21 protein-coding genes are annotated in these 20946 nt (G+C 61.0%); 12 read left to right on the plus strand and 9 right to left on the minus strand.

The window, feature by feature from the left end; translation table 11 throughout:
- Positions 1–230 precede the first annotated feature (230 nt).
- Positions 231–653 (plus strand): hypothetical protein, encoded by a 423-nt coding sequence (locus tag SOP95_RS07780; RefSeq protein WP_274073505.1) that lies wholly within the window; start codon positions 231–233, stop codon positions 651–653.
- Positions 654–773: 120 nt separating this feature from the next.
- Here SOP95_RS07780 and SOP95_RS07785 read toward each other — a convergent pair whose 3' ends face one another.
- On the minus strand, positions 774–1886 hold the full coding sequence (locus tag SOP95_RS07785; RefSeq protein ID WP_323606734.1) for an enoyl-CoA hydratase/isomerase family protein: 1113 nt from the start codon (positions 1884–1886) through the stop codon (positions 774–776).
- Between the two features lie 133 nt (positions 1887–2019).
- On the opposite strand from SOP95_RS07785, the gene ung reads away from it, so the two are divergent.
- A complete protein-coding gene (ung, locus tag SOP95_RS07790; protein WP_323606735.1) occupies positions 2020–2712 on the plus strand; it encodes a uracil-DNA glycosylase in 693 nt (230 codons plus the stop codon).
- Positions 2713–2810: 98 nt separating this feature from the next.
- Here the strand turns inward: ung and SOP95_RS07795 are convergent, their stop codons facing one another.
- From SOP95_RS07795 to SOP95_RS07810, 4 genes are read right to left on the minus strand one after another with little or no spacing between them, the layout of a single operon-like run.
- Positions 2811–3845: an AbrB family transcriptional regulator gene (locus SOP95_RS07795; protein WP_274073508.1), complete on the minus strand. Its 1035-nt coding sequence runs from the start codon at positions 3843–3845 to the stop codon at positions 2811–2813.
- Complete coding sequence (locus SOP95_RS07800; RefSeq protein ID WP_323606736.1) at positions 3838–5352, minus strand: tripartite tricarboxylate transporter permease; 1515 nt, start codon at positions 5350–5352, stop codon at positions 3838–3840. The genes SOP95_RS07795 and SOP95_RS07800 overlap by 8 nt, the downstream gene beginning before the upstream one ends.
- 1 nt (position 5353) lies before the next feature.
- Positions 5354–5812 carry a tripartite tricarboxylate transporter TctB family protein gene (locus tag SOP95_RS07805; protein WP_274073510.1) on the minus strand — a complete coding sequence of 153 codons (459 nt, stop codon included), beginning with the start codon at positions 5810–5812 and terminating at the stop codon, positions 5354–5356.
- Positions 5813–5870: 58 nt separating this feature from the next.
- Positions 5871–6848 carry a Bug family tripartite tricarboxylate transporter substrate binding protein gene (locus SOP95_RS07810; RefSeq protein WP_274073511.1) on the minus strand — a complete coding sequence of 326 codons (978 nt, stop codon included), beginning with the start codon at positions 6846–6848 and terminating at the stop codon, positions 5871–5873.
- Between the two features lie 390 nt (positions 6849–7238).
- Here SOP95_RS07810 and SOP95_RS07815 point away from each other — a divergent pair, with 390 nt between their 5' ends.
- Both SOP95_RS07815 and SOP95_RS07820 read left to right on the plus strand, forming a co-directional pair.
- Entirely contained in the window at positions 7239–7910 is a 672-nt protein-coding gene (locus tag SOP95_RS07815) for a response regulator (RefSeq protein ID WP_323606737.1), read from the plus strand.
- A complete protein-coding gene (locus tag SOP95_RS07820; RefSeq protein WP_323606738.1) occupies positions 7903–9291 on the plus strand; it encodes a sensor histidine kinase in 1389 nt (462 codons plus the stop codon). Before SOP95_RS07815 ends, SOP95_RS07820 begins: the two co-directional genes overlap by 8 nt.
- Positions 9292–9408: 117 nt before the next feature.
- Here the strand turns inward: SOP95_RS07820 and SOP95_RS07825 are convergent, their stop codons facing one another.
- Both SOP95_RS07825 and ygfZ read right to left on the minus strand, forming a co-directional pair.
- Complete coding sequence (locus SOP95_RS07825) at positions 9409–10230, minus strand: HDOD domain-containing protein (protein ID WP_323606739.1); 822 nt, start codon at positions 10228–10230, stop codon at positions 9409–9411.
- Between the two features lie 35 nt (positions 10231–10265).
- The gene (gene ygfZ / locus SOP95_RS07830; protein WP_274073514.1) at positions 10266–11207 is read right to left on the minus strand and encodes a CAF17-like 4Fe-4S cluster assembly/insertion protein YgfZ; all 942 of its coding nucleotides are present in this window, start codon (positions 11205–11207) and stop codon (positions 10266–10268) included.
- Positions 11208–11355: 148 nt separating this feature from the next.
- Between ygfZ and SOP95_RS07835 the strand changes: the two genes are divergently transcribed.
- Together SOP95_RS07835 and SOP95_RS07840 are read left to right on the plus strand one after the other, a co-directional pair.
- Positions 11356–11610: an FAD assembly factor SdhE gene (locus SOP95_RS07835; RefSeq protein ID WP_007898624.1), complete on the plus strand. Its 255-nt coding sequence runs from the start codon at positions 11356–11358 to the stop codon at positions 11608–11610.
- On the plus strand, positions 11594–12046 hold the full coding sequence (locus SOP95_RS07840) for a protein YgfX (protein ID WP_274073515.1): 453 nt from the start codon (positions 11594–11596) through the stop codon (positions 12044–12046). Before SOP95_RS07835 ends, SOP95_RS07840 begins: the two co-directional genes overlap by 17 nt.
- On the opposite strand, the gene nadB is transcribed toward SOP95_RS07840, so the two are convergent.
- Positions 12015–13631 (minus strand): L-aspartate oxidase, encoded by a 1617-nt coding sequence (nadB, locus tag SOP95_RS07845; RefSeq protein ID WP_274073516.1) that lies wholly within the window; start codon positions 13629–13631, stop codon positions 12015–12017. The two genes, SOP95_RS07840 and nadB, sit on opposite strands and share 32 nt — an antisense overlap.
- Positions 13632–14188: 557 nt before the next feature.
- Here nadB and rpoE point away from each other — a divergent pair.
- The 4 genes from rpoE (at position 14189) to SOP95_RS07865 (ending at position 17966) form a co-directional block, all read left to right on the plus strand.
- Positions 14189–14770 carry an RNA polymerase sigma factor RpoE gene (gene rpoE / locus SOP95_RS07850; RefSeq protein ID WP_003172477.1) on the plus strand — a complete coding sequence of 194 codons (582 nt, stop codon included), beginning with the start codon at positions 14189–14191 and terminating at the stop codon, positions 14768–14770.
- 31 nt (positions 14771–14801) lie between these two features.
- Positions 14802–15389, plus strand: a complete 588-nt coding sequence (locus tag SOP95_RS07855) for a sigma-E factor negative regulatory protein (protein WP_077184187.1) — start codon at positions 14802–14804, stop codon at positions 15387–15389.
- Between the two features lie 8 nt (positions 15390–15397).
- Positions 15398–16357, plus strand: a complete 960-nt coding sequence (locus SOP95_RS07860; protein ID WP_323606740.1) for a MucB/RseB C-terminal domain-containing protein — start codon at positions 15398–15400, stop codon at positions 16355–16357.
- A 178-nt stretch (positions 16358–16535) separates the two neighbouring features.
- Entirely contained in the window at positions 16536–17966 is a 1431-nt protein-coding gene (locus SOP95_RS07865) for a DegQ family serine endoprotease (RefSeq protein WP_323606741.1), read from the plus strand.
- Positions 17967–18030: 64 nt separating this feature from the next.
- On the opposite strand, the gene SOP95_RS07870 is transcribed toward SOP95_RS07865, so the two are convergent.
- Positions 18031–19464 (minus strand): M48 family metalloprotease, encoded by a 1434-nt coding sequence (locus SOP95_RS07870; protein WP_274073519.1) that lies wholly within the window; start codon positions 19462–19464, stop codon positions 18031–18033.
- Between the two features lie 98 nt (positions 19465–19562).
- Between SOP95_RS07870 and SOP95_RS07875 the strand changes: the two genes are divergently transcribed.
- Together SOP95_RS07875 and SOP95_RS07880 are read left to right on the plus strand one after the other, a co-directional pair.
- Positions 19563–19802, plus strand: a complete 240-nt coding sequence (locus SOP95_RS07875; RefSeq protein WP_274073520.1) for a sulfurtransferase TusA family protein — start codon at positions 19563–19565, stop codon at positions 19800–19802.
- 31 nt (positions 19803–19833) lie between these two features.
- Positions 19834–20904 (plus strand): AI-2E family transporter, encoded by a 1071-nt coding sequence (locus tag SOP95_RS07880; RefSeq protein WP_274073521.1) that lies wholly within the window; start codon positions 19834–19836, stop codon positions 20902–20904.
- The last annotated feature ends 42 nt before the right edge of the window (positions 20905–20946 follow it).

Genomic DNA, 20946 nt, shown 5'->3' on the forward strand with positions numbered 1-20946 from the left:
GTGCTAGCAAGGCTGCTTGCGCCTGCCTTGTGATGGTGCGTGGGTGCACCGCAATGGGACGTGCTGGCCAGCGTTAATAGATGAAAAACCTTTCATCGGCGAGATGTTTCAACGTGTTGCAGGAACGCACCAGATCTCAGATTCGAGGTCTGATCTATCGACAGTTGGAACATTTGGCTGTCGCCTGCCAGCGTCGCTGGTTTGGCTCATTCGCGGTCCAGGAGGCCGCTATGCATCGACAAATTCTTCTCATTGCCGTGTTGGGTTTGTTCCTGGGTGGTTGTGTGCCTTATTCCGATGGAGGAGCCGGTTACTACAGGTCCGAGGTCTATACCTCGCCAGCGCCTTATTACGCCGGTGGAGGCTCCTATTATTCCAACGGCGGTGGTTATTACACACCACCACGCCGGTACTACGCGCCGCCTGCCCGGTATTACCAGCCAACGCCGCGCTATTACCACCAGCCGCGGGTTTATCAACCGGCGCCACGCTATTACCAACCGGCACCTCGCTATTACCAGGCTCGCCCAGACTACCGGGCACATGGTTGGGACGGCCGTAACCGCGGCGGCTGGAACAACGATAACCGGGGTGGACGCAACAACAAGCACGGTGGTCGAGGTGACCATAACGGTCGCGGCAACCACCGCTAGTCTCATGCATTAACGCAATACCTTGTGGGAGCGGGCTTGCTCGCGAAGGCGGAGTGTCAGACAACGGTAATGTCGACTGATACTCCGCCTTCGCGAGCAAGCCCGCTCCCACATTTAGTTTCAGTAATTCGACAGATCCGCCAGTGGATGACGCCCTTCCCAGACCTTGTGAAAGTGCGCCTCCACCACCGCATCCGGCACATTGTTGACGTCCGGCCAATGCCAGTGGGGTTTCTGGTCCTTGTCGAGCAACCGCGCGCGCACGCCTTCGCTGAATTCGGGATGGCGACAGCAGTTGAGGCTCAGGGTGTATTCCATCTCGAAGACTTGCGCCAGCGACAGGTGGCGGGCGCGTTTGATCTGTTCCCAGACCAGATGCGCGGTCAGCGGCGAGCCTTCGATCAGGTTGCGCGCCGCGCGGTTGAGCAGCGGGTCGGCGTGATCGCGCAGGGTGGCGATGGCCTTCCAGGCGCAACGCACATCACTGACATCCAGCAATTCATCGATCAGCTGGCGGCGTGGCAGCCACTGGGCTTCGGGCATCTGCGCAACGGCCTCCTGCTGCAAGGCCTTGAGCAGGCTGTTGAGCTGCATCGGCGTCTGTTCCTGCCAGTTCAATTGCAGCAGGCCTTCGATCAGCTGTGGCTGCTGCTCATCGAGCAGGAAACGATCAGCCAGGTCCAGATCGATCGCATCGCGACCGTTCATGTGGGCACCGGTCAAGCCGAGAAACAAGCCGAGCTTGCCGGGCAAGCGTGACAGGAACCAACTGGCGCCGACGTCCGGGTACAGGCCGATGGTGATCTCCGGCATGGCCAGCCGGCTGCTCGGCGTGACAATCCGGATGCTCGCCCCCTGCAACAGCCCCATGCCGCCGCCGAGCACATAACCGTGCCCCCAGCAGATCAGCGGTTTTGGATAGGTATGCAGGCTGAAGTCCAGCCGATACTCCGCGGCGAAGAAATTGGCGGCCAGGGGTGGCACTTCGCCCGGATGGGCACGACAGGCCTCGACCAGACTGCGCACTTCACCGCCGGCGCAGAAGGCCTTGATGCCTTTGCCGCGCAGTAGGACGCAAACGATTTGCGGTTCCTTGGCCCAGGCGTCCAACCTGTCGCGCAGGGCGTTGATCATCGGCAGGGACAGGGCGTTCAACGATTGCTCGGCATCCAGGGTGGCAATGCCGATACGGGCGCCGTCAGTGCCGGTGAGTTCTTCGAAGTGCAGATTCATCGGTGACCTCGCTGGGGAATTTGAGGGGTAAGTATGATCGCTGTGTGGGAAAGTGCCGGATCTGCGTCAGATCAATTGACAAGCGTGATGGGCTTTCCTAGGGTTCGCCCCATTGTTTTTGCCGGATGTAACCATGACTGCTGACGACCGTATCAAACTCGAACCGAGCTGGAAGGAGGCACTGCGTGCCGAATTCGACCAGCCCTACATGGCAGAGTTGCGACAATTCCTCCAGGACGAGCGGGCGGCGGGCAAGGAAATCTATCCGCCGGGCCCAATGATCTTCAACGCGCTCAATTCCACGCCGCTGGACAAGGTCAAGGTGGTCATTCTCGGCCAGGACCCCTATCACGGCCCGGGCCAGGCCCATGGCCTGTGCTTCTCGGTGCAACCGGGCGTGCCGGCGCCGCCGTCGCTGGTCAATATCTATAAAGAGTTGAAGCGCGACCTGAACATCGACATCCCCAGCCACGGCTACCTGCAAAGCTGGGCCGAGCAGGGCGTGTTGATGCTCAATACCACCATGACCGTGGAGCGTGCCAACGCCAATGCGCACAAGGACAAGGGCTGGCAGTTTTTCACCGACCGGATCATCGAAGTAGTCAGCCAGCAGCAACCTCACCTGGTGTTCATGCTGTGGGGCGCCCATGCCCAGAGCAAACAGAAGCTGATCGATGCCACCAAGCACCTGGTGCTGACCTCGGTGCACCCGTCACCGCTGTCGGCCTATCGTGGTTTTCTCGGGTGCGGGCACTTCAGCCGGACCAACAAGTTTCTGGAGCAGAATGGCGAGACGCCGATCGAGTGGCGGTTGCCGCCGATTTGAAAAAAGCATCGCCAGCAGGCTGGCTCCCACACTGGATCTTCAGTGTTCACACAATCAAGGTGGGAGCCAGCCTGCTGGCGATGAATTCAACGCGGTCTTTACTCTGGATTGCGGTTCCAGTACTTGAACAACGGCTCCGCCAGAAACAACACAAACAACAACCGCATCACCTGCATCGCCGTCACCAGCGGCACCGACAACTGCAGGGTTTCCGCCGTCAGGCTCATCTCGGCGATCCCGCCGGGCATCATGCCCAATGTTAGTGAACGCAGATCCAGATGGGTCAACGCACTCAAGCCCAGCGCCGCCGCCGTGGCGATCAGCATGGTCAGCACCGTACCGATCAACGTCCGCCCCATGAACGATGGCGCGCGCCGGAAAAACTGCCGATTGAAGTGACAGCCCAGGCCGCTGCCGATCAGCCATTGGCCGATCTGGCTGCCGCCGTTGGGCAAGCCGATGTGCAGGTCCCAACCGATGCTTACCGCTGCGCTCACCAGCAAGGGGCCGAACAACCAGGGATTGGGTTGGCGCAGGCGCTCCCAGATCCAGGCCGCCAGCGCCCCCGCCGGAAACAACAACGCCAGCCAGTACCAATCGATGCTGCCCGCGTGGGAAATCGGCGCACCGTCGCCCAACAGATATTTGAACGCCGCCGGAACGCACAGCACCACCACCAGCACCCGCAGGCTTTGCCCGGCAGCCACCCGACTGAGTACCGCGCCATTGCGCGCGCCAAGGTTGACCATCTCCCCGGAGCCGCCGGGCATGCTGGAAAAAAATGCCGTGGCGCGATCTTCGCCGGTACGGCGCATCAACCACACCCCGACCACCGCCGACAGGCTGGTGACCAGGGCGCCGAAGAAGATCAGGCCGAAATGACTCAGTACTTGCTCCATCACCACCGGGGTAAAGTGCAGGCCGATGCCGATGCCGACGATCCACTGGCCACACTTGCGCCCGCCAGGGATTTCCGCCAGTTGCCAGGGTGTCAGGCAGCGCACGAGGATGATCGCCAGCAACGAGCCGACCATCCACGGCAAAGGCCAGCCGACCTGGCTGGCGAGGAAACCGCCCAGCAGGCCGACCAGCGGGGTTCCCCACCAGAGTTTGAAGGGAGACCTATCAGACATCGGCGATAACGCGTTGCGCGGCCGCGCGTTTGCGCCAGATGCGGATGATCGGCATCAACAGCATGATCGCCGTCAGGACCCAGCAACCGAACGTGATCGGGCTCGACCAGAGGATGTCCAGCGCACCGTTGGAAATCGACAGGGCGCGGCGCAGGTTCTGTTCCATCAGGCCGCCGAGGATGAACCCCAGCAAGACTGGCGACAGCGGGAAGTCCAGCTTGCGCAGGATGTAACCGAAGATGCCGATGCCGATCATCAGGAACAGGTCGAATGTGGTGGCGTGCACCGCGTAGACTCCGATCCCGGTAATGATCGCGATTACTGGCACCAGCGCCCAGTTCGGCACGGCGAGGATACGGGTGAAGATGCGGATCATCGGGATGTTGAGGATCACCAGCATCACGTTGGCGATGAACAACGACGCGATCAGGCCCCAGACAATGTCCGGTTGCTGTTGGAACAGCAGCGGCCCCGGCGTGATGTTGTACAGCGACAGGGCACCGATCATCACCGCCGTGGTACCCGAGCCCGGAACGCCGAGGGTCAGCATCGGCACCAGCGCACCGCAGGCCGCGCCGCCGATGGCGGTTTCCGGGGCCGCGAGGCCACGCATGTCACCCTGGCCGAAGGTGCCCTTGGCGCCCGCCATGCGTTTTTCGGTCATGTAGGCCACGGCGCTGGCCAGGGTTGCACCGGCACCGGGCAACACGCCCATGATGAAACCCAGCACGCCGCAACGGATGTTCACCACGAACACCTGTGCCGCTTCCTTGAAGTTGAACATCATGCGCCCGGTGGCTTTCACCGCTTCCTGGCCGTGGTGGGTTTTCTCCAGCAGCAGGAGGATCTCGCTGATGGAGAACAGGCCCAGCACCAGCACGACGAACTGGATGCCGTCGGTCAGGTGGATGTTGTCCCCGGTGAAGCGGTACACGCCGCTGTTGGCGTCGATGCCGACCGTCGACAGGAAGAGGCCGATCAGCGCCGCGATGAAGGTTTTCAACGGTCGATCACCGGCCATGCCGCCAAGGCAGACAATCGCGAACACCATCAGCACGAAGTATTCCGCGGGGCCGAAGGCGATCGCCCATTTCGCCAGCAGCGGGGCGAACAGCACCATGCCGCAGGTGGCGATGAAGGCACCGATGAACGAGCTCCACGCCGACAGCGACAACGCCACACCGGCCAAGCCTTTGCGAGCCATCGGGTAACCGTCGAGGGTGGTCATCACGGTGGAGGCTTCGCCCGGAATGTTCAGCAGGATCGAGCTGATCCGCCCGCCATATTCGCAACCCAGGTACACCGCCGCCAGCAGGATCAGCGCCGATTCAGGTGGCAGGCCGAGGGCGAATGCGATGGGGATCAGCAGCGCCACGCCGTTGATCGGCCCCAGGCCCGGCAACAGGCCGACCACGGTGCCGATCAGGGTGCCGCACAAGGCGGTCACCAGGTTGTACGGGCTCAGCGCGACGCCGAAGCCCTGACCCAAATAGCCAAGAGTATCCATATCAGTTCTCCAGAACGTCGAGCACGCCCAGGGGCAGCGGCACGTCCATCAACTTGTCGAACAGCAGGTAGAGGCCGACGGCCATCAGACTGATGATCACGCTGCTTGGCACCCAGCGACCGCCGTACAGACGGGCCATGGGCACGCCGATCAGGATGCTGGCGACGATGAACCCCAGGGGTTCGAAAGTGCCGGCGAACACCAGCAACAGCACCACACAGATACCGATCTTGGTCAGGGTTTCGCGATCCAGCGGCGGCTCGTCATCACTGTGCTTGATCGGTGCCGGACGGAACACCATGTACAACAGCGCCGAGCCCATCAGGCCCAGCATCAACAGCGGAAAGGCCCGAGGCCCCACCGGTTCGTAGGAAAAAGCCGCTTGATACGGCCAGGCCATCAGCGCCAGGCCGACACAGGCCAGCAACAGCACCGAAGCAAAAATGCGTTGTAAGAGCATGGGGAACTCCTGTGCCGCGGCTCCGCCAGACGGAGCCGCAGCCGCTAGACAGAGACGATCACTGGATCAGGCCGAACTCTTTGGCCAGCACTTTGTAGTCCGCAACCTGCTTTTTCACGTAGGTGTCCAGTTCCTGGCCGGTCATGGCGAACGGGAACAGTTCACGCTGATCGCGCAGCTTGGCGAACTCGGGCGAGGCCAGCAGTTTGTCGAAGGAATCTTTCCACCAGGCGTAGTCTTCATCGCTGACTTTTGGCCCGAGGTAGAAACCGCGCACCACTGGCCAGACGATGTCGTAGCCTTGCTCGCGGGCGGTCGGAATGTCTTTCATTTCCGGCTCGTCCAGGCGCTTGTCGGAGAACACTGCCAGCAGGCGCATGTCGCCGCTCTGGATGTGCGGCATGGAGTCGGAGATGTCGGTGCTGCCGACCTGGATGTGGCCGCCGAGCAGGGCGGTGGCGATTTCACCGCCGCCTTCGAGGGCGACGTAACGCAGGTCACGCGGGTTGATCCCGGCGGCCTTGGCGATCAGGGCGGTCTGCATCCAGTCCTGGCTGCCGACGGTGCCGCCGGACCCGATCACCACTTTGCTCGGATCTTTTTTCAGCGCCTGCACCAGATCGTCGAGGTTCTTGTAGGGCGAATCGCTTTTCACCGCGATGGCGCCGTAGCTGGTGCCGACGGCGGCCAGCCAGCGTACGTTGGTTTCATCGAAACGACCGAACTTGCCCTGGGCCAGGTTCAGCAGCGAACCGCTGGACCAGGCCACCAGCGTGCCGGCATCGGCAGGGCGCTGGGCGACCACGGCGTTGTAGGCCACCGCGCCGACTCCGCCGGGCATGTAGGTCACGCGCATCGGCTTGGTCAGCAGCTTTTCGTTGACCAGTGCGCTCTGCGCCAGTTTGCAGGTCAGGTCGAAACCGCCGCCGGGCGAGGCCGGGGCGATGCATTCCGGGCGCTTGGGCTCAGCCATCAGTTGGCCGGCAAACAGCATGACGCTGGCGGCGAGGGCGAAACGGCGCAGTGATCCATTCATTGTTGTCTCCACGGGAGTTGTTGTTTTTGGGGATGTTTCAGATGCGGCGGTTTCGCTTCGCGCAGCCGACGACGGCGCCGGCAAGCGTAAACGATGGGGAGCGGGAAAAGGGGCGGGGCGGGCAAATCTGGCGCTGGGTGGACAGCATGGCGAAGTACCTCGTTATTGTTCTTATTGGCGAAAACGCATCGAGGCGTTTTTCGGGAGCTACATTTCAAAGCAGGATCGATGGCTGCGATCGAAACCATCCGTAACTCGACTCTAACGGTCGAACCTTTCGCTAACCTTTCATCGGGGTTTCAAGGTTTTTCGGGCTTCACAGAGGTGAATGCCGCTGTAAACTCCGCGCCAAACAATGCCGTCGACCATCCCTGAACGAGGTAATGATCCATGCGTGTCCTGCTCGTCGAAGACCATCTGCAGCTCGCCGAAAGCGTCGCCCAGGCGCTCAAGAGCACCGGCTTGACCGTGGATGTGCTGCACGACGGTGTCGCGGCCGACCTGGCGCTGGGCAGCGAGGAATACGCCATGGCGATTCTCGACGTCGGCCTGCCGCGCATGGATGGGTTCGAGGTGCTGGCGCGCCTGCGTGCCCGGGGCAAGAACCTTCCGGTGTTGATGCTCACCGCCCGCAGCGACGTCAAGGATCGGGTCCATGGCCTGAACCTGGGCGCCGACGATTACCTGGCCAAGCCTTTCGAGCTCACCGAACTCGAAGCCCGGGTCAAGGCCTTGCTGCGCCGCAGCGTGTTGGGAGGAGAGCGTCTGCAGCGCTGCGGTGTGCTGGCCTACGACCTGGAGACCCGGCGCTTTACCCTCGGTGAAGAATTGCTGACCCTGACTTCCCGCGAGCAGGCGGTACTCGAAGCCCTGGTCGCCCGTCCCGGCCGGGTGATGAGCAAGGAGCAACTGGCCTCGCAGGTCTTCGGCCTGGACGAGGAGGCCAGTCCCGACGCCATCGAAATCTACGTACATCGCTTGCGCAAGAAACTCGACGGCCACCCGGTAGCCATCGTCACGTTCCGCGGTCTCGGTTATCTGCTGGAAAGTCGTGATGCATAAGGCCAGCAGCCTGCGTTGGCGGTTGCTGTGGAACCTGGCGCTGTTGCTGGTGGTATTGATGCTGGCCAGTGGCTTGAGCGCTTACTGGAACGGGCGCGAAGCGGCCGACACGGCCTATGACCGGACGTTGCTGGCCTCGGCGCGGACCATCGCCGCCGGCCTGTCCGAGCGTGATGGCAGCCTTAGCCTGGACGTGCCTTATGTGGCCCTCGACACGTTCGCCTACGACAGTGCGGGGCGGATTTTCTACCTGGTCAACGACATCAACCAGAAGCTGATTTCCGGCTACGAAAACCTGCCACCACCGCCACCCGGCACTCCCCGCACCGACGACTACCCGGCGCTGGCGCGTTTTTACAATGCGACTTACCAGGGGCAGAACGTGCGCGTGGTCAGCCTGCTCAAGGCGGTCAGCGAGCCGAACATGAACGGCATGGCGGAAATCCGCGTGGCGGAGACCGACGAGGCCCGCGTCAGCATGGCCCGCAGTCTGGCCGGCGATACTTTGCTGCGCCTGGGCATGCTGGCGATCGGGGCCCTGATGATCGTGTGGTTTGCGGTCAGTGCGGCGCTGCGTCCGCTGGAGCGTTTGCGCACCGCGGTGGAGGAACGTCAGCCCGATGACCTGCGGCCGTTACCCCTGGTCGAAGTGCAGCGCGAACTGTGGCCACTGGTGCGCGCACTCAATCATTTCACCGAGCGCCTGCGCGGGCAGTTCGAGAAACAGGCGCAATTCATCGCCGATGCCGCCCACGAACTGCGCACGCCGTTGGCGGCACTCAAGGCCCGGCTGGAATTGGGCTTGCGCTCGAGCGAACCGCAAACCTGGCGCAGTACGCTGGAAACCGCCGCCCAGGGCACGGATCGCCTGACCCACCTGGCCAATCAACTGCTCTCGCTGGCCCGGGTGGAAAACGGTGCCAGGGCGATTGCCGAGGGCGGCGCGCAATTGCTCGACCTCAGTCAGTTGGCGCGTGAGCTGGGCATGGCCATGGCGCCGCTGGCCCACAAGCGCGGCGTGGCCCTGGCGCTGGAAGCGGACGAGCCGGTCTGGTTGCGCGGCGAACCGACGCTGCTCAACGAACTGTTGAGCAACCTGGTGGATAACGCCCTGGCCCATACGCCTGCGGGTGGCAACGTGATCTTGCGGGTGTCGGCCCCGGCGGTGCTGGAGGTCGAGGATGATGGGCCGGGGATTCCCCTTGATGAGCGGGATCGGGTGTTTGAACGGTTCTACCGGCGCAATCAGCAGGTGGCGGGGTCAGGGTTGGGGTTGGCGATTGTTGGCGAAATTTGTCGTGCGCACCTGGCGCAGATCAGCCTGCATGATGGGGAGAAGGCGGGGTTGAAGGTGCGGGTGAGTTTTATGGCAGGGGAATGATGGGGCCTGTTCTGGCCATATCGCCAGCAGGCTGGCTCCCACAAGGATCTGTGGCGTTACATAAATCCCTGTGGGAGCCAGCCTGCTGGCGATGGGCGCGACGCGGTCTTCAATCAATCAATAAAACATCAACCGAGTCTCTTCCAGGTCAGCACACATCGCCTTGTTCTCCGGATCAATCCCCAGCTTGACGAAGGCCGGTACGCCGAAGGGGTCGATGCGCGAAATCGGGTGGTCGGTGCCTTTGTGGCAGTACAGGCTGGCCACCTGGACCAGGTCGACATAATCGACTCGCGCGGACTGTCGCTTGAAGTCGAGATAGAGCTGCGGCACCTGCACCAATTTTTCCGGAAACTCCCAGACCCGCAGCAGTTTATCGCCGAGCATTGGATGAATGCGGTCGATCACATGGTTGAGGCTGACCGGATCGGCCAGCAGTTCATAGTGATCTTCGGCGTACGTCAGGATCGGCAAGACCCCGATCTGGTGCACCAGCCCGCCAAGGGCCGCCTGATCGGGCTTGAGCTGGGTGTAGTTGCGGCACAGCGCATAGCTGACGCCGGCAATTTCCAGGCTTTTGCGCCAGACATCGCGCATTTTCTGTTCAACCACCGCGGAGCGGGCATGGAAAATCTGTTCCATGACCAGGCCGATGGCCAGGTTGCTGCTGTAATTGATGCCCAGGCGCGTGATCGCCGTGTGCAGATCGGTGACTTCCTGCGCCGCGCGCAGCAGTGGGCTGTTGACCACTTTGATCAGGCGTGCTGAAAGCGCGGCATCGCGGCCAATCACTTTGCTCAGGCTACCGATACTGATTTCCGGGTCTTCAGCGGCCTTGCGAATCTGCAAGGCCACTTCCGGTAACGTTGGCAGAACCAGGTCATCGTTATCGATGGCCTCAACCAAATCCTGTTGGACCTTTTCCGCCAGCTCACTCATTACGCTTCTCTAGGTGTTGCAAAAAAGTACCGCGGTTAACGCTGGATTTCGCGATCGCGGTCCAGTTCATACGGCAGGTCGAGCAAATTCAGGGCCGGGCCGTCGAGTGCGCCCAGATGAATGTCGCCGCCTTCTGCAGCTTCGGCTTGCAACACGGCCAACAGTTCAATCTGATTGGCGGCATTGGCGGCCAGCACCACTTCACCGATCGAGCTGCCGTGACTCGGGGCAAACAGCTGGGTGCCGGGCTCTGGCAGTTCGCCGCCAGCCAGTTGCAGGCGATACAAGCGGCGCTTGAGTTTGCCGAGGTACTGCATGCGCGCGACGATTTCCTGGCCGGTGTAGCAGCCTTTCTTGAAGCTCACGCCGCCGACCGCTTGCAGATTGAGCATCTGCGGGATGAACAGCTCGCGGGTACTTGGCATCACCTGGCCGATACCGGCACGGACCTGGCCCAGCAACCATTGATTGAGTTCACCTTCAGGCAGCAGGGCGGACAGCTTGCCCTTGATGCCATCGGCCTGATCGGCGGCAACCCAGAGTTCGGCGCGTTCGGGCGAGACGCGAATGGCGATCAAACCGTCATGGCGCACCAGGCTGTCGGTCTCTGCCGGCAGTTCCAGGCCGAGGCTTTTCAATGCCTCATCGCCCTGCTCGACGCCGAAGCGAACCCAGGCAGCGCTTTCATCGGTCAGTTTGGACTTGGAAAACACCGCGTACTTCTTCAGGTCCGCCAATTGCGGTTCGAGCAACTCGCTGGCCATGGCCAGGAGTACGCCATCACCTTCGAGCAGGATGCGAAAGCTCGACTGCATCCGGCCTTTCTGAGTGCAGCGCGCGCCGAGGCTGGCCCGGTTGTCGCTCAGGTAATTGAGGTTGCAGGTCAGTTGGCCTTGCAGGAACTTGCCGGCGTCCGCGCCGCGGACCGCCAGGACACCTTCATGAGACAACGTGCAGAAAAAAGCGGAATCGGCCATGGGTCATCGCAGGGTAAAGAGTCTGGCAGACATGATAAGGGGCTGCCCCTGAAATGGGTAGTTCACAAAGGATCGTCGTGCCCGACCAAAGCCGACTGTTCGATGGGGCGCGGGGCTGTATACTTGCGGCCTATTTGAGGAGCGCTCCATGGTCGAAGATGTTGAACTGAATCGCCTCTACTGGCACAGCCGCCGCGGCATGCTTGAGCTTGACGTGTTGCTGGTGCCGTTTGTGAAAGAGGTTTATCCGCACCTCAACGAAGTGGATCGCGCCTGCTACGTCAGGCTGCTCGAATGCGAAGATCAGGACATGTTCGGCTGGTTCATGGAGCGCGCCGAATCGGAAGATCCGGAACTTCAGCGCATGGTTCGCATGATCCTGGATCGTGTCCAGCCCAAGTAACGGGTTCGAATGCCGCTGGCATGCCTCACGGCAGTTGCTGGCGGCGTACCTTTTGGCCCAGGCGTTCGCGCTGGGTTCCTTGTTCCTGCTCGCCATACCGCTCTGGGCCAGTCTGCCCGGTGCCTTGTGCTGTCTGTTGCACGGCGCCTGGGCGTTGCCTCGCCAGATTCTACTGACCCACCCACAGGCTTTTCGCGGCTTGCGTCGTGACGCCGATGGCTGGCAGCTGTGGAGTCAGGCGAAGGGGTGGCAGCCGGTGCAGTTGCGCCCGGACAGCCTGGCGTTGCCGTTGATCGTGGTGCTGCGCTTTCGTCTGCGCGGTGAGCGGCGGGTCAGGACAATCTGCGTGCCCCGGGACTCGCAGGCGGCGGATCTGCACCGACGCCTGCGGGTGCGGCTCAAGTTCACTCGGCGTAGGTGGGCGGCACCAGAATAGTGTCCATGGCGACAGGTAGCATGTTCGGGTAGTCGAGGGTGTAGTGCAGGCCGCGACTCTCCTTGCGCTCCATGGCTGACAGGATCATCAGCTCGGCCACTTGGGCCAGGTTGCGCAATTCGATCAAGTCCCGGCTGACTTTGTAGTTGCTGTAGAACTCGTCGATTTCGTCGAGCAACAGGCGCACCCGGTGCTGGGCCCGTTGCAGGCGCTTGTTGGTGCGCACGATTCCGACGTAGTCCCACATGAAGCGGCGCAACTCGTCCCAGTTGTGCGCAATGATCACGTCTTCATCGGAATCGGTCACCTGGCTGGCGTCCCAAGCCGGGAGGGCGACAGGGGCCGATACCTGTGGCAATTGCTCCAGGATGTCCGCCGCCGCCGAGCGCGCGTAGACAAAGCACTCCAGCAACGAGTTGCTGGCCATGCGGTTGGCGCCGTGCAGACCGGTGAAGCTGGTTTCGCCAATCGCGTACAGCCCTGGCACGTCTGTGCGACCTTGCTGGTCGACCATCACTCCGCCGCAGGTGTAGTGCGCCGCCGGTACCACCGGGATCGGCTGTTTGGTGATGTCGATGGAAAATTCGAGGCAGCGTTCGTACACCGTCGGGAAGTGCGTCTTGATGAAATCTTCGGACTTGTGGCTGATGTCCAGATAGACGCAGTCGACACCGAGCCGCTTCATTTCATGGTCGATGGCCCGGGCGACGATGTCCCGGGGCGCCAGTTCTGCGCGGGGGTCGAAGCGCTGCATGAAGCGTTCGCCATTGGGCAGCTTCAGGTGCGCACCTTCTCCGCGCAGGGCTTCGGTGATCAGGAAACTCTTGGCTTGCGGGTGATACAGGCAGGTGGGGTGGAACTGATTGAATTCCAGGTTCGCCACCCGGCAGCCCGAGCGCCAGGCCATGGCGATGCCATCACCGCAGGCGCCATCGGGGTTGCTGGTATAGAGGTAGACCTTGGCGGCGCCGCCGGAGGCGAGGATCACGAAACGGGCGCCGTAGGTGTCGACTTCCCCGGTGCCACGATTGAGCACGTAGGCACCCAGGCAGCGATCACCTTCAAGGCCCAGGCGCTTTTCGGTAATCAGGTCGACCGCGACCCGCTGTTCCAGCAACTCGATGTTGGGCCGTTGCTGGGCCTGGGTGAGCAGCGTCCTGAAAATCGCGGCGCCGGTGGCATCGGCGGCATGGATGATGCGCCGATGGCTGTGACCGCCTTCACGGGTGAGGTGAAACTCGAATCCACCGTCTTCTGTGCCGGACTGTTCGTCGCGGGTGAACGGCACGCCCTGGTCGATCAGCCATTGAATCGCTTCCCGGCTGTGCTCGACGGTAAAACGCACGGCATCTTCGTGACACAACCCGCCACCGGCGTTGAGGGTGTCGTCGACGTGGGACTCGACGGTGTCAGTGTCATCCAGTACGGCGGCGACCCCTCCCTGGGCCCAGAACGTCGAGCCATTGGCGAGGTCGCCTTTGCTCAATACGGCAATGCGCAAGTGACCGGGCAAGGTCAGCGCAAGGCTCAAGCCGGCAGCACCGCTGCCAATTACCAGGACATCGTGTTGAAACTGTTGGCTCATTTCAGGATTCCGCTCAAAGCGACCCGGGTCGGGGTAGGCGCCAGACATCTGGACAGGCATGCCCGGCAACCGCACAGCCCACTAGTATATAGAGGGGGGGAGCGGCACAATAGCCGAGCCGATATGGCATTGTGAAACTACTGTGACGGAAATCTGCCGACGCTTCGTCGGATGTTTTTTCCACCGGTTCGGCGACAAGCGAACTGTATCGTGGATTTAACACTCTTTTTCGCTTCAGGGTTGCACAATGTCGATTCTGTGCAGCTATAAATATTTGGAACTTTTGCCAAAGGCCCAAGATCAATAGACGGTTGCCTGAATCAAGGGACAGTGTCGGTTTCATCGCAGGATCGCGGTTGGATCCCTGGCGGTCAGACCGATGACAAGATTATTCGCGCAGCCGGGGAATCTCGAGCTGCGTTTTTCGTGCGTGCCGAATCAGAGCCCGCAGGAAACTTGCCTGGAGGGGGAGAACTTTTGCGAAAAGCCCGAGTCTATGTTTGCAAGCCCGGTCGTTTAGTAATGCAAGCCTCCTCCAAGCTTATCGAGGAGTGTTCATGCTAACCCAGGAAGAGGATCAGCAGCTGGTCGAACGCGTTCAGCGCGGCGACAAGCGTGCATTCGATCTGTTAGTGCTGAAATATCAGCACAAAATTCTCGGGTTGATCGTGCGTTTCGTGCACGACACCCATGAAGCCCAGGATGTAGCGCAGGAAGCCTTCATCAAGGCCTACCGCGCACTTGGTAATTTTCGCGGAGACAGCGCGTTTTATACGTGGCTTTACCGCATCGCCATCAACACGGCGAAGAACTATCTGGTTTCACGCGGCCGTCGGCCGCCGGATAGCGATGTCAGTTCCGAGGATGCAGAGTTCTACGATGGCGATCATGGCCTCAAGGATCTCGAGTCGCCAGAACGGGCTTTGCTGCGGGATGAGATCGAAGGCACCGTCCATCGAACCATTCAGCAACTGCCAGAAGATTTGCGTACGGCTTTAACTTTACGTGAATTCGATGGTCTGAGTTACGAGGACATTGCGAGCGTCATGCAATGTCCGGTGGGTACCGTGCGCTCCCGGATCTTCCGCGCCCGGGAGGCCATCGATAAAGCCCTGCAGCCTTTGTTGCAGGAAAACTAAAGACAGCGGCGACAGCCAAGAGAGGAACGCCATGAGTCGTGAAGCCCTGCAGGAATCGCTGTCCGCAGTGATGGATAACGAAGCGGACGAATTGGAATTGCGTCGGGTACTCAGTGCCTGTGACGATGTTGAAACCCGTGAAACCTGGGCTCGTTATCAGATCGCTCGGGCAGTGATGCACAAGGACCTGCTGCTTCCACGCCTGGACATTGCCGCGGCTGTTTCTGCTGCATTGGCCGACGAAGCCGTACCGGCAAAAGCCACCCGTGGTCCATGGCGCAGCCTGGGTCGTCTGGCCGTTGCCGCATCGGTGACCCTGGCGGTGCTGGCAGGTGTTCGTCTGTACAACCAGGACGAGATCGCAGGCGTCGAGTTGGCGCAGCAATCCACCCAACCTGGCCTGGCGGTTCCACAAGTCAAGGGCCCGGCTGTTCTGGCAGGCTACAATGAGAGTTCAGAAGCCACTGGTCCCATGGCCAATGGTGTGTTGCAAGGTCAGCCAGGCTGGAACGATCAACGTTTGCCAGGCTACTTGCGCCAACATGCTCAACAGGCTGCACTGAAAGGTACCGAGAGCGCTCTGCCTTACGCGCGTGCAGCAAGCCTGGAAAACCGTTAAGGAGGATCATGCGCGCCATACCTCTACTTACGCTTTTGCTCAGTGGCTGGTTCGTTGTTCCAGCCCACGCCGATCAGGCTCAAGATTGGTTGACCCGTCTGGGCCAGGCCGAGCAGAAGCAAAGCTTCCAAGGTACTTTTGTCTACGAGCGTAACGGTAGTTTCTCTACCCACAACATCTGGCACCGCGTCCAGGATGGCAAGGTCCGCGAGCGTTTGATCCAGCTCGACGGCTCCGCTCAGGAGGTCGTACGCATTGATGGGCATACTCAATGCGTCAGCGGCAACCTGATGGCAGGGCTGGGGGATACCTCCAACTCCACCGCTCGTGCACTCGATCCACAAAAGCTCAAGAATTGGTATGACCTTGCTGTCATCGGCAAGTCGCGCGTGGCCGGTCGCCCGGCAGTGATTGTTTCCCTGACACCCCGTGACCAGCATCGTTACGGTTTTGAACTGCATCTCGATCAGGAAACCGGCCTGCCCCTGAAGTCATTGCTGATTGATGACAAGGGCCGTCTGCTCGAGCGCTTCCAGTTCACTCGACTCGATCCCGCCACGGTTCCCACCGACAGTGACCTGCAACCGGGCGCTGACTGCAAGGCGGTCAAGCTCGACAGCGACAAGGCTTCGGCGGTCAAGGACGCCCGGGTCTGGCATTCGGACTGGTTGCCACCGGGTTTCGAACTGACCAGCAGTACGACCCGCAAGGATCCAGAGACCAAGTCCCAGGTCAACAGCCTGCTGTATGACGATGGTCTGGCGCGTTTTTCAGTGTTCCTCGAGCCCTTGAGCGGTTCAGGTACCACCGACACCCGTACGCAACTGGGCCCAACCGCCGCCGTCTCCCGGCGCTTGAGCACGCCGCAAGGCGAGATGATGGTGACTGTGGTGGGTGAGATCCCGATCGGCACCGCTGAACGGATCGCCTTGTCCATGCGCACCGACGCTACTGCAACCCAGCAGTGACTTGAAATCGAAATGTTTAGTGAGCATTTCAATTTGCAAATCCCCCCAATATTTTTTATAGGTCAGAGCCCCTCGGCTCTGGCCTTGTTTGTTGTTCCCGGAACAAAAATACCGGCGTATCTTTCCCGGTGTTCCTTGCTCCATATCGCTTAACCATGCTCGTCGTAACGGGAGCCGTATGTCGATACCACGCTTGAAGTCTTACCTCTCCATTTTTGCCACCGTGCTGGTGCTCGGTCAGGCGGCCGCTGTCCAGGCGGTCGAATTGCCTGATTTCACGCAACTGGTCGAACAGGCATCGCCTGCGGTGGTGAACATCAGTACCACGCAAAAATTGCCTGACCGCAGAGTCAACCAGCAGATGCCTGACCTCGAAGGCTTGCCGCCAATGTTGCGCGAGTTTTTCGAGCGCGGCATGCCGCCACAGCAACCTCGATCCCCCCGTGGCGACCGCCAGCGCGAGGCGCAATCCCTGGGTTCGGGTTTCATCATTTCGCCTGACGGCTACATCCTGACCAACAATCATGTGATCGCCGATGCCGACGAAATCCTCGTGCGTCTGTCCGACCGCAGTGAAATGAAGGCCAAGCTGATCGGCACCGATCCGCGCTCCGACGTGGCGCTGCTGAAAATCGAAGGCAAGGATCTTCCGGTCCTGAAGCTGGGCAAATCCCAGGATCTGAAAGCCGGGCAATGGGTCGTGGCCATCGGCTCGCCGTTCGGTTTTGACCATACCGTGACCCAGGGCATCGTCAGTGCCGTCGGCCGCAGCCTGCCGAATGAAAACTACGTGCCGTTCATCCAGACCGACGTGCCGATCAACCCGGGTAACTCGGGTGGGCCGCTGTTCAACCTCAACGGTGAGGTAGTCGGTATCAACTCGCAGATCTACACCCGTTCCGGTGGTTTCATGGGCGTATCGTTCGCGATCCCTATCGACGTGGCCATGGACGTTTCCAATCAGCTCAAAAGCGGTGGCAAGGTCAGTCGCGGCTGGTTGGGTGTGGTAATCCAGGAAGTGAACAAGGACCTGGCCGAATCGTTCGGCCTGGAAAAACCAGCCGGTGCGCTGGTCGCGCAGATCCAGGATGACGGCCCGGCTGCCAAGGGCGGGCTGCAGGTAGGCGACGTGATCCTGACCATGAACGGTCAGCCGATCATCATGTCCGCCGATCTGCCACACCTGGTGGGCGCATTGAAGGCGGGCTCCAAGGCCAATCTGGAAGTGATCCGCGAAGGCAAGCGCAAGAATGTCGAGCTGACCGTTGGCGCTATCCCGGAAGAAGGCAAGGAGCTTGATGACCTGCCGCAGTCGAGCATCGAGCGCAGCAGCAACCGCCTTGGCGTCTCGGTAGTCGAACTGACGGACGAGCAGAAGAAAACCTACGACCTCAAGGGTGGCGTGCTGATCAAGGAAGTTCAGGACGGTCCTGCGTCGATGATCGGCCTGCAGCCGGGCGATATCATCACTCACCTGAACAATCAGGCGATCGGTTCGGCCAAGGAGTTCACGGACATTGCCAAGGCGTTGCCAAAGAACCGTTCGGTATCGATGCGTGTACTGCGCCAGAACCGCGCGAGCTTCATCACCTTCAAGCTGGCTGAATAACCCGCCTGTTGGTTGAATAAAAAAACCGCCTCGAATGAGGCGGTTTTTTTTGTCGCTGAAAACGTCAGCCCATCATGTCCTTGATCATGCGTTCCTGCTCCATCAGCTCGCGCTGGCGGGCATCGATTCGCGACGACAGCGGGAAATTGCTGCCGGCCTTGCGCTTGGCAAAATCCAGTTGCTGGATGGCCTGGCGATAGTCGCCCACCAGTGCGAAATACTCGGCGCGCGCCTGGTGCAGGCCGATGATGTTGCCCGACAGGCCGCGGGTTTCGGCCACCTGGTACCACACGTCCGGATCGTCCGGGCGCGATTTGAGCAGGCCTTCGAGGGCCTTTTCGGCATCGGCGGCGCGGTTCTGTTTCAGCAGCAGGTCGACGCGAACCTGATTCAGCGGGTAATTGCCGGGGTATTGCGTCAGCAGGCGGTCAACCCTGGACTGTGCATCCGGCAGGCGATTGTTGGTGATGTCCAGATCGACCTGGGCGAGGTTGTAGATGATCTCGTTCGGCGCCTTGGCCAGCAACTGCTTGAGGTTTTCCCGTGCTTCGTTCAGCTGTCCGCCCTTGATCTGGGCGATCGCCAGACCATAGCGCGCCACATCGCTTTTCGGGTTTTCATCCAGCAGGGCGCGGAAGCGCTTGGCGCCCAGGCCTGGGGTTTCTTCATAGATCAGCTGGACCCGGGCACGAATCAACTGATAACGCAGGGTGTCTTCGATGCCGCCCTGCGGGGCCTGCTCGGCGCGGTTGCGGGTGTCGGCGATACGCGATTCGGTCACCGGGTGAGTCAGCAGGAATTCCGGCGGCTTGGCGTCGAAGCGGTACTGACGCCCCAGGCGTTCGAACATGGTAGGCATGGAGCGGGGGTCGTAGCCTGCCTTTTCCAGATTGAGGATACCGATGCGATCGGCTTCCTGTTCGTTCTGGCGCGAGAATCGCCGTTGTTCCTGGATGGCTGCCGCCTGTGTCCCTGCAATCGCCGCAATACCGGCATCGCCGGCACCTGCCGCGGCAATCACGATACCGGCCAGCAGCGCGGCCATCATCGGTACCTGCATGCGCTGTTGGGCCTCGACGCCACGGGCGAAGTGGCGCTGCGACAAGTGAGCCAATTCGTGGGCCAGTACCGAGGCATACTCGCCTTCGGTCTGCGCATTGAGGAACAGGCCGCCGTTGACCCCGACAATCCCGCCGGGCGCCGCGAACGCGTTGAGCTGCGGGCTGTTGATCAGGATGAATTCCAGGCGCCGGTCATTGACCTGGCTGGTCTCCACCAGGCGGTAGACGCTGGACTCGACGTAGTCCTTGAGCTGCGGGTCATTGAGCTGAGCTACCTGGCTGCGCAACAGGGCAAGCCAGGCGCGACCCAACTGATACTCCTGTTGCGGCGAGACGATGGCAGAACTGGCGTCGCCGAGTGACGGCAGGTCGTCGGCGAAGCCCGGTGAGGCAAGCAGGCAAGCGAGCGTCAGCAGGGTAGGGCGCAAAAAAGTCATGCACAAAGCCTTAGTCGACAAAGAGCTTACTGTAGCCGGACACCAGCCCTGCGACCAGATATTCTAGGCAACTCAGCCACCTGACCCGGAGTGATGCAATGATCGACGCTGTAGCCCATGACGTTGAACTGGACGCCAGTGGCCTGAATTGTCCCCTGCCGTTGCTCAAGGCCAAGATGGAGCTCAATAAGATGTCCAGTGGTACGGTGCTCAAGGTCATCGCCACCGATGCAGGCTCGCAGCGTGATTTCCGCACCTTTGCCCGATTGGCCGGTCATACGCTGCTGCGTGAAGAAGATGAAGCGGGCATTTACCGTTACTGGTTGAAAAAAGCCTGAAACCAGCTGCGTTCGTTACTAAGGATTATTGATGTTCAAAGTGTTGCGCGACTGGATTCAGCGCTACTTCTCCGACGAAGAAGCCGTGGTACTGGCGGTCCTGTTGTTCCTGGCGTTCACCGCGGTGCTGACCCTGGGCGGCATGCTGGCGCCGGTGTTGGCCGGGATGGTGCTGGCCTACCTGATGCAGGGGCTGGTGGTGAGCCTGGAGCGCCTGCGGGTGCCGGGTGGCGTCGCAGTGGGGCTGGTCTTCGCGCTGTTCATGGGGCTGCTGCTGGTGTTCATCGTGGTCGTGGTGCCGTTGCTCTGGCACCAACTGATCACCCTGTTCAACGAATTGCCCGGCATGCTCGCCAAGTGGCAGACCCTGTTGCTGCTGTTGCCGGAGCGTTATCCGCACCTGGTGTCCGACGAGCAGGTGCTGCAGGCCATTGAAGTGGCCCGGGGCGAGATCGGCAAGTTTGGCCAATGGGCGCTGACGTTTTCGCTGTCGAGCCTGCCGCTGCTGGTCAATATCATGATCTACCTGGTACTGGTGCCGATCCTGGTGTTCTTCTTTCTCAAGGACCGGCAAATGATCGGCGAGTGGGTGCGCGGCTACCTGCCCCGTGAGCGGGCGCTGATCACCCGTGTCGCCCATGAAATGAACCGGCAGATCGCCAACTACATCCGTGGCAAGGTCATCGAGATTTTCATTTGCGGCGGGGTGACCTACATCGCCTTTGTCGTCCTGGAACTCAATTATGCGGCGCTGCTGGCCTTGCTGGTGGGCATCTCGGTGGTCGTGCCCTACGTCGGGGCGGTGGTGGTGACCGTGCCGGTGTTCCTGATTGCGCTGTTCCAGTGGGGCTGGAGCGATCAGTTCATCTATCTGATGGCGGTCTACGGGATCATCCAGACCCTGGACGGCAACGTGCTGGTACCACTGTTGTTCTCGGAAGCGGTGAACCTGCATCCGGTGGCGATCATCTGCGCGGTGTTGTTGTTTGGCGGGTTGTGGGGCTTCTGGGGAGTGTTCTTTGCGATTCCCCTGGCGACGCTGTTCAAGGCCGTGCTGGATGCCTGGCCGCGTAAAGAGCCGGTGGTGGCGCCGTTGCTTTGAATGCTGGCTCTGAGGGCCTCTTCGCTGGCAAGCCAGCTCCTA

Source organism: Pseudomonas sp. YuFO8, assembly GCF_035065025.1.
GTDB lineage: Bacteria > Pseudomonadota > Gammaproteobacteria > Pseudomonadales > Pseudomonadaceae > Aquipseudomonas > Aquipseudomonas putida_AE.

Coding starts and splice junctions, on each gene's coding strand:
- SOP95_RS07865 (WP_323606741.1), top strand. CDS start 16,536: ATGTCGATACCACGCTTGAAGTCTTACCTCTCCATTTTTGCCACCGTG.
- SOP95_RS07800 (WP_323606736.1), bottom strand. CDS start 5,352: ATGGATACTCTTGGCTATTTGGGTCAGGGCTTCGGCGTCGCGCTGAGC.
- SOP95_RS07820 (WP_323606738.1), top strand. CDS start 7,903: ATGCATAAGGCCAGCAGCCTGCGTTGGCGGTTGCTGTGGAACCTGGCG.
- SOP95_RS07810 (WP_274073511.1), bottom strand. CDS start 6,848: ATGAATGGATCACTGCGCCGTTTCGCCCTCGCCGCCAGCGTCATGCTG.
- SOP95_RS07860 (WP_323606740.1), top strand. CDS start 15,398: ATGCGCGCCATACCTCTACTTACGCTTTTGCTCAGTGGCTGGTTCGTT.
- SOP95_RS07880 (WP_274073521.1), top strand. CDS start 19,834: ATGTTCAAAGTGTTGCGCGACTGGATTCAGCGCTACTTCTCCGACGAA.
- nadB (WP_274073516.1), bottom strand. CDS start 13,631: ATGAGCCAACAGTTTCAACACGATGTCCTGGTAATTGGCAGCGGTGCT.
- SOP95_RS07870 (WP_274073519.1), bottom strand. CDS start 19,464: ATGACTTTTTTGCGCCCTACCCTGCTGACGCTCGCTTGCCTGCTTGCC.
- SOP95_RS07875 (WP_274073520.1), top strand. CDS start 19,563: ATGATCGACGCTGTAGCCCATGACGTTGAACTGGACGCCAGTGGCCTG.
- ygfZ (WP_274073514.1), bottom strand. CDS start 11,207: ATGGCCGATTCCGCTTTTTTCTGCACGTTGTCTCATGAAGGTGTCCTG.
- SOP95_RS07815 (WP_323606737.1), top strand. CDS start 7,239: ATGCGTGTCCTGCTCGTCGAAGACCATCTGCAGCTCGCCGAAAGCGTC.
- SOP95_RS07785 (WP_323606734.1), bottom strand. CDS start 1,886: ATGAATCTGCACTTCGAAGAACTCACCGGCACTGACGGCGCCCGTATC.
- SOP95_RS07835 (WP_007898624.1), top strand. CDS start 11,356: ATGGTCGAAGATGTTGAACTGAATCGCCTCTACTGGCACAGCCGCCGC.
- SOP95_RS07795 (WP_274073508.1), bottom strand. CDS start 3,845: ATGTCTGATAGGTCTCCCTTCAAACTCTGGTGGGGAACCCCGCTGGTC.
- SOP95_RS07780 (WP_274073505.1), top strand. CDS start 231: ATGCATCGACAAATTCTTCTCATTGCCGTGTTGGGTTTGTTCCTGGGT.
- SOP95_RS07805 (WP_274073510.1), bottom strand. CDS start 5,812: ATGCTCTTACAACGCATTTTTGCTTCGGTGCTGTTGCTGGCCTGTGTC.
- SOP95_RS07855 (WP_077184187.1), top strand. CDS start 14,802: ATGAGTCGTGAAGCCCTGCAGGAATCGCTGTCCGCAGTGATGGATAAC.
- rpoE (WP_003172477.1), top strand. CDS start 14,189: ATGCTAACCCAGGAAGAGGATCAGCAGCTGGTCGAACGCGTTCAGCGC.
- ung (WP_323606735.1), top strand. CDS start 2,020: ATGACTGCTGACGACCGTATCAAACTCGAACCGAGCTGGAAGGAGGCA.
- SOP95_RS07825 (WP_323606739.1), bottom strand. CDS start 10,230: ATGAGTGAGCTGGCGGAAAAGGTCCAACAGGATTTGGTTGAGGCCATC.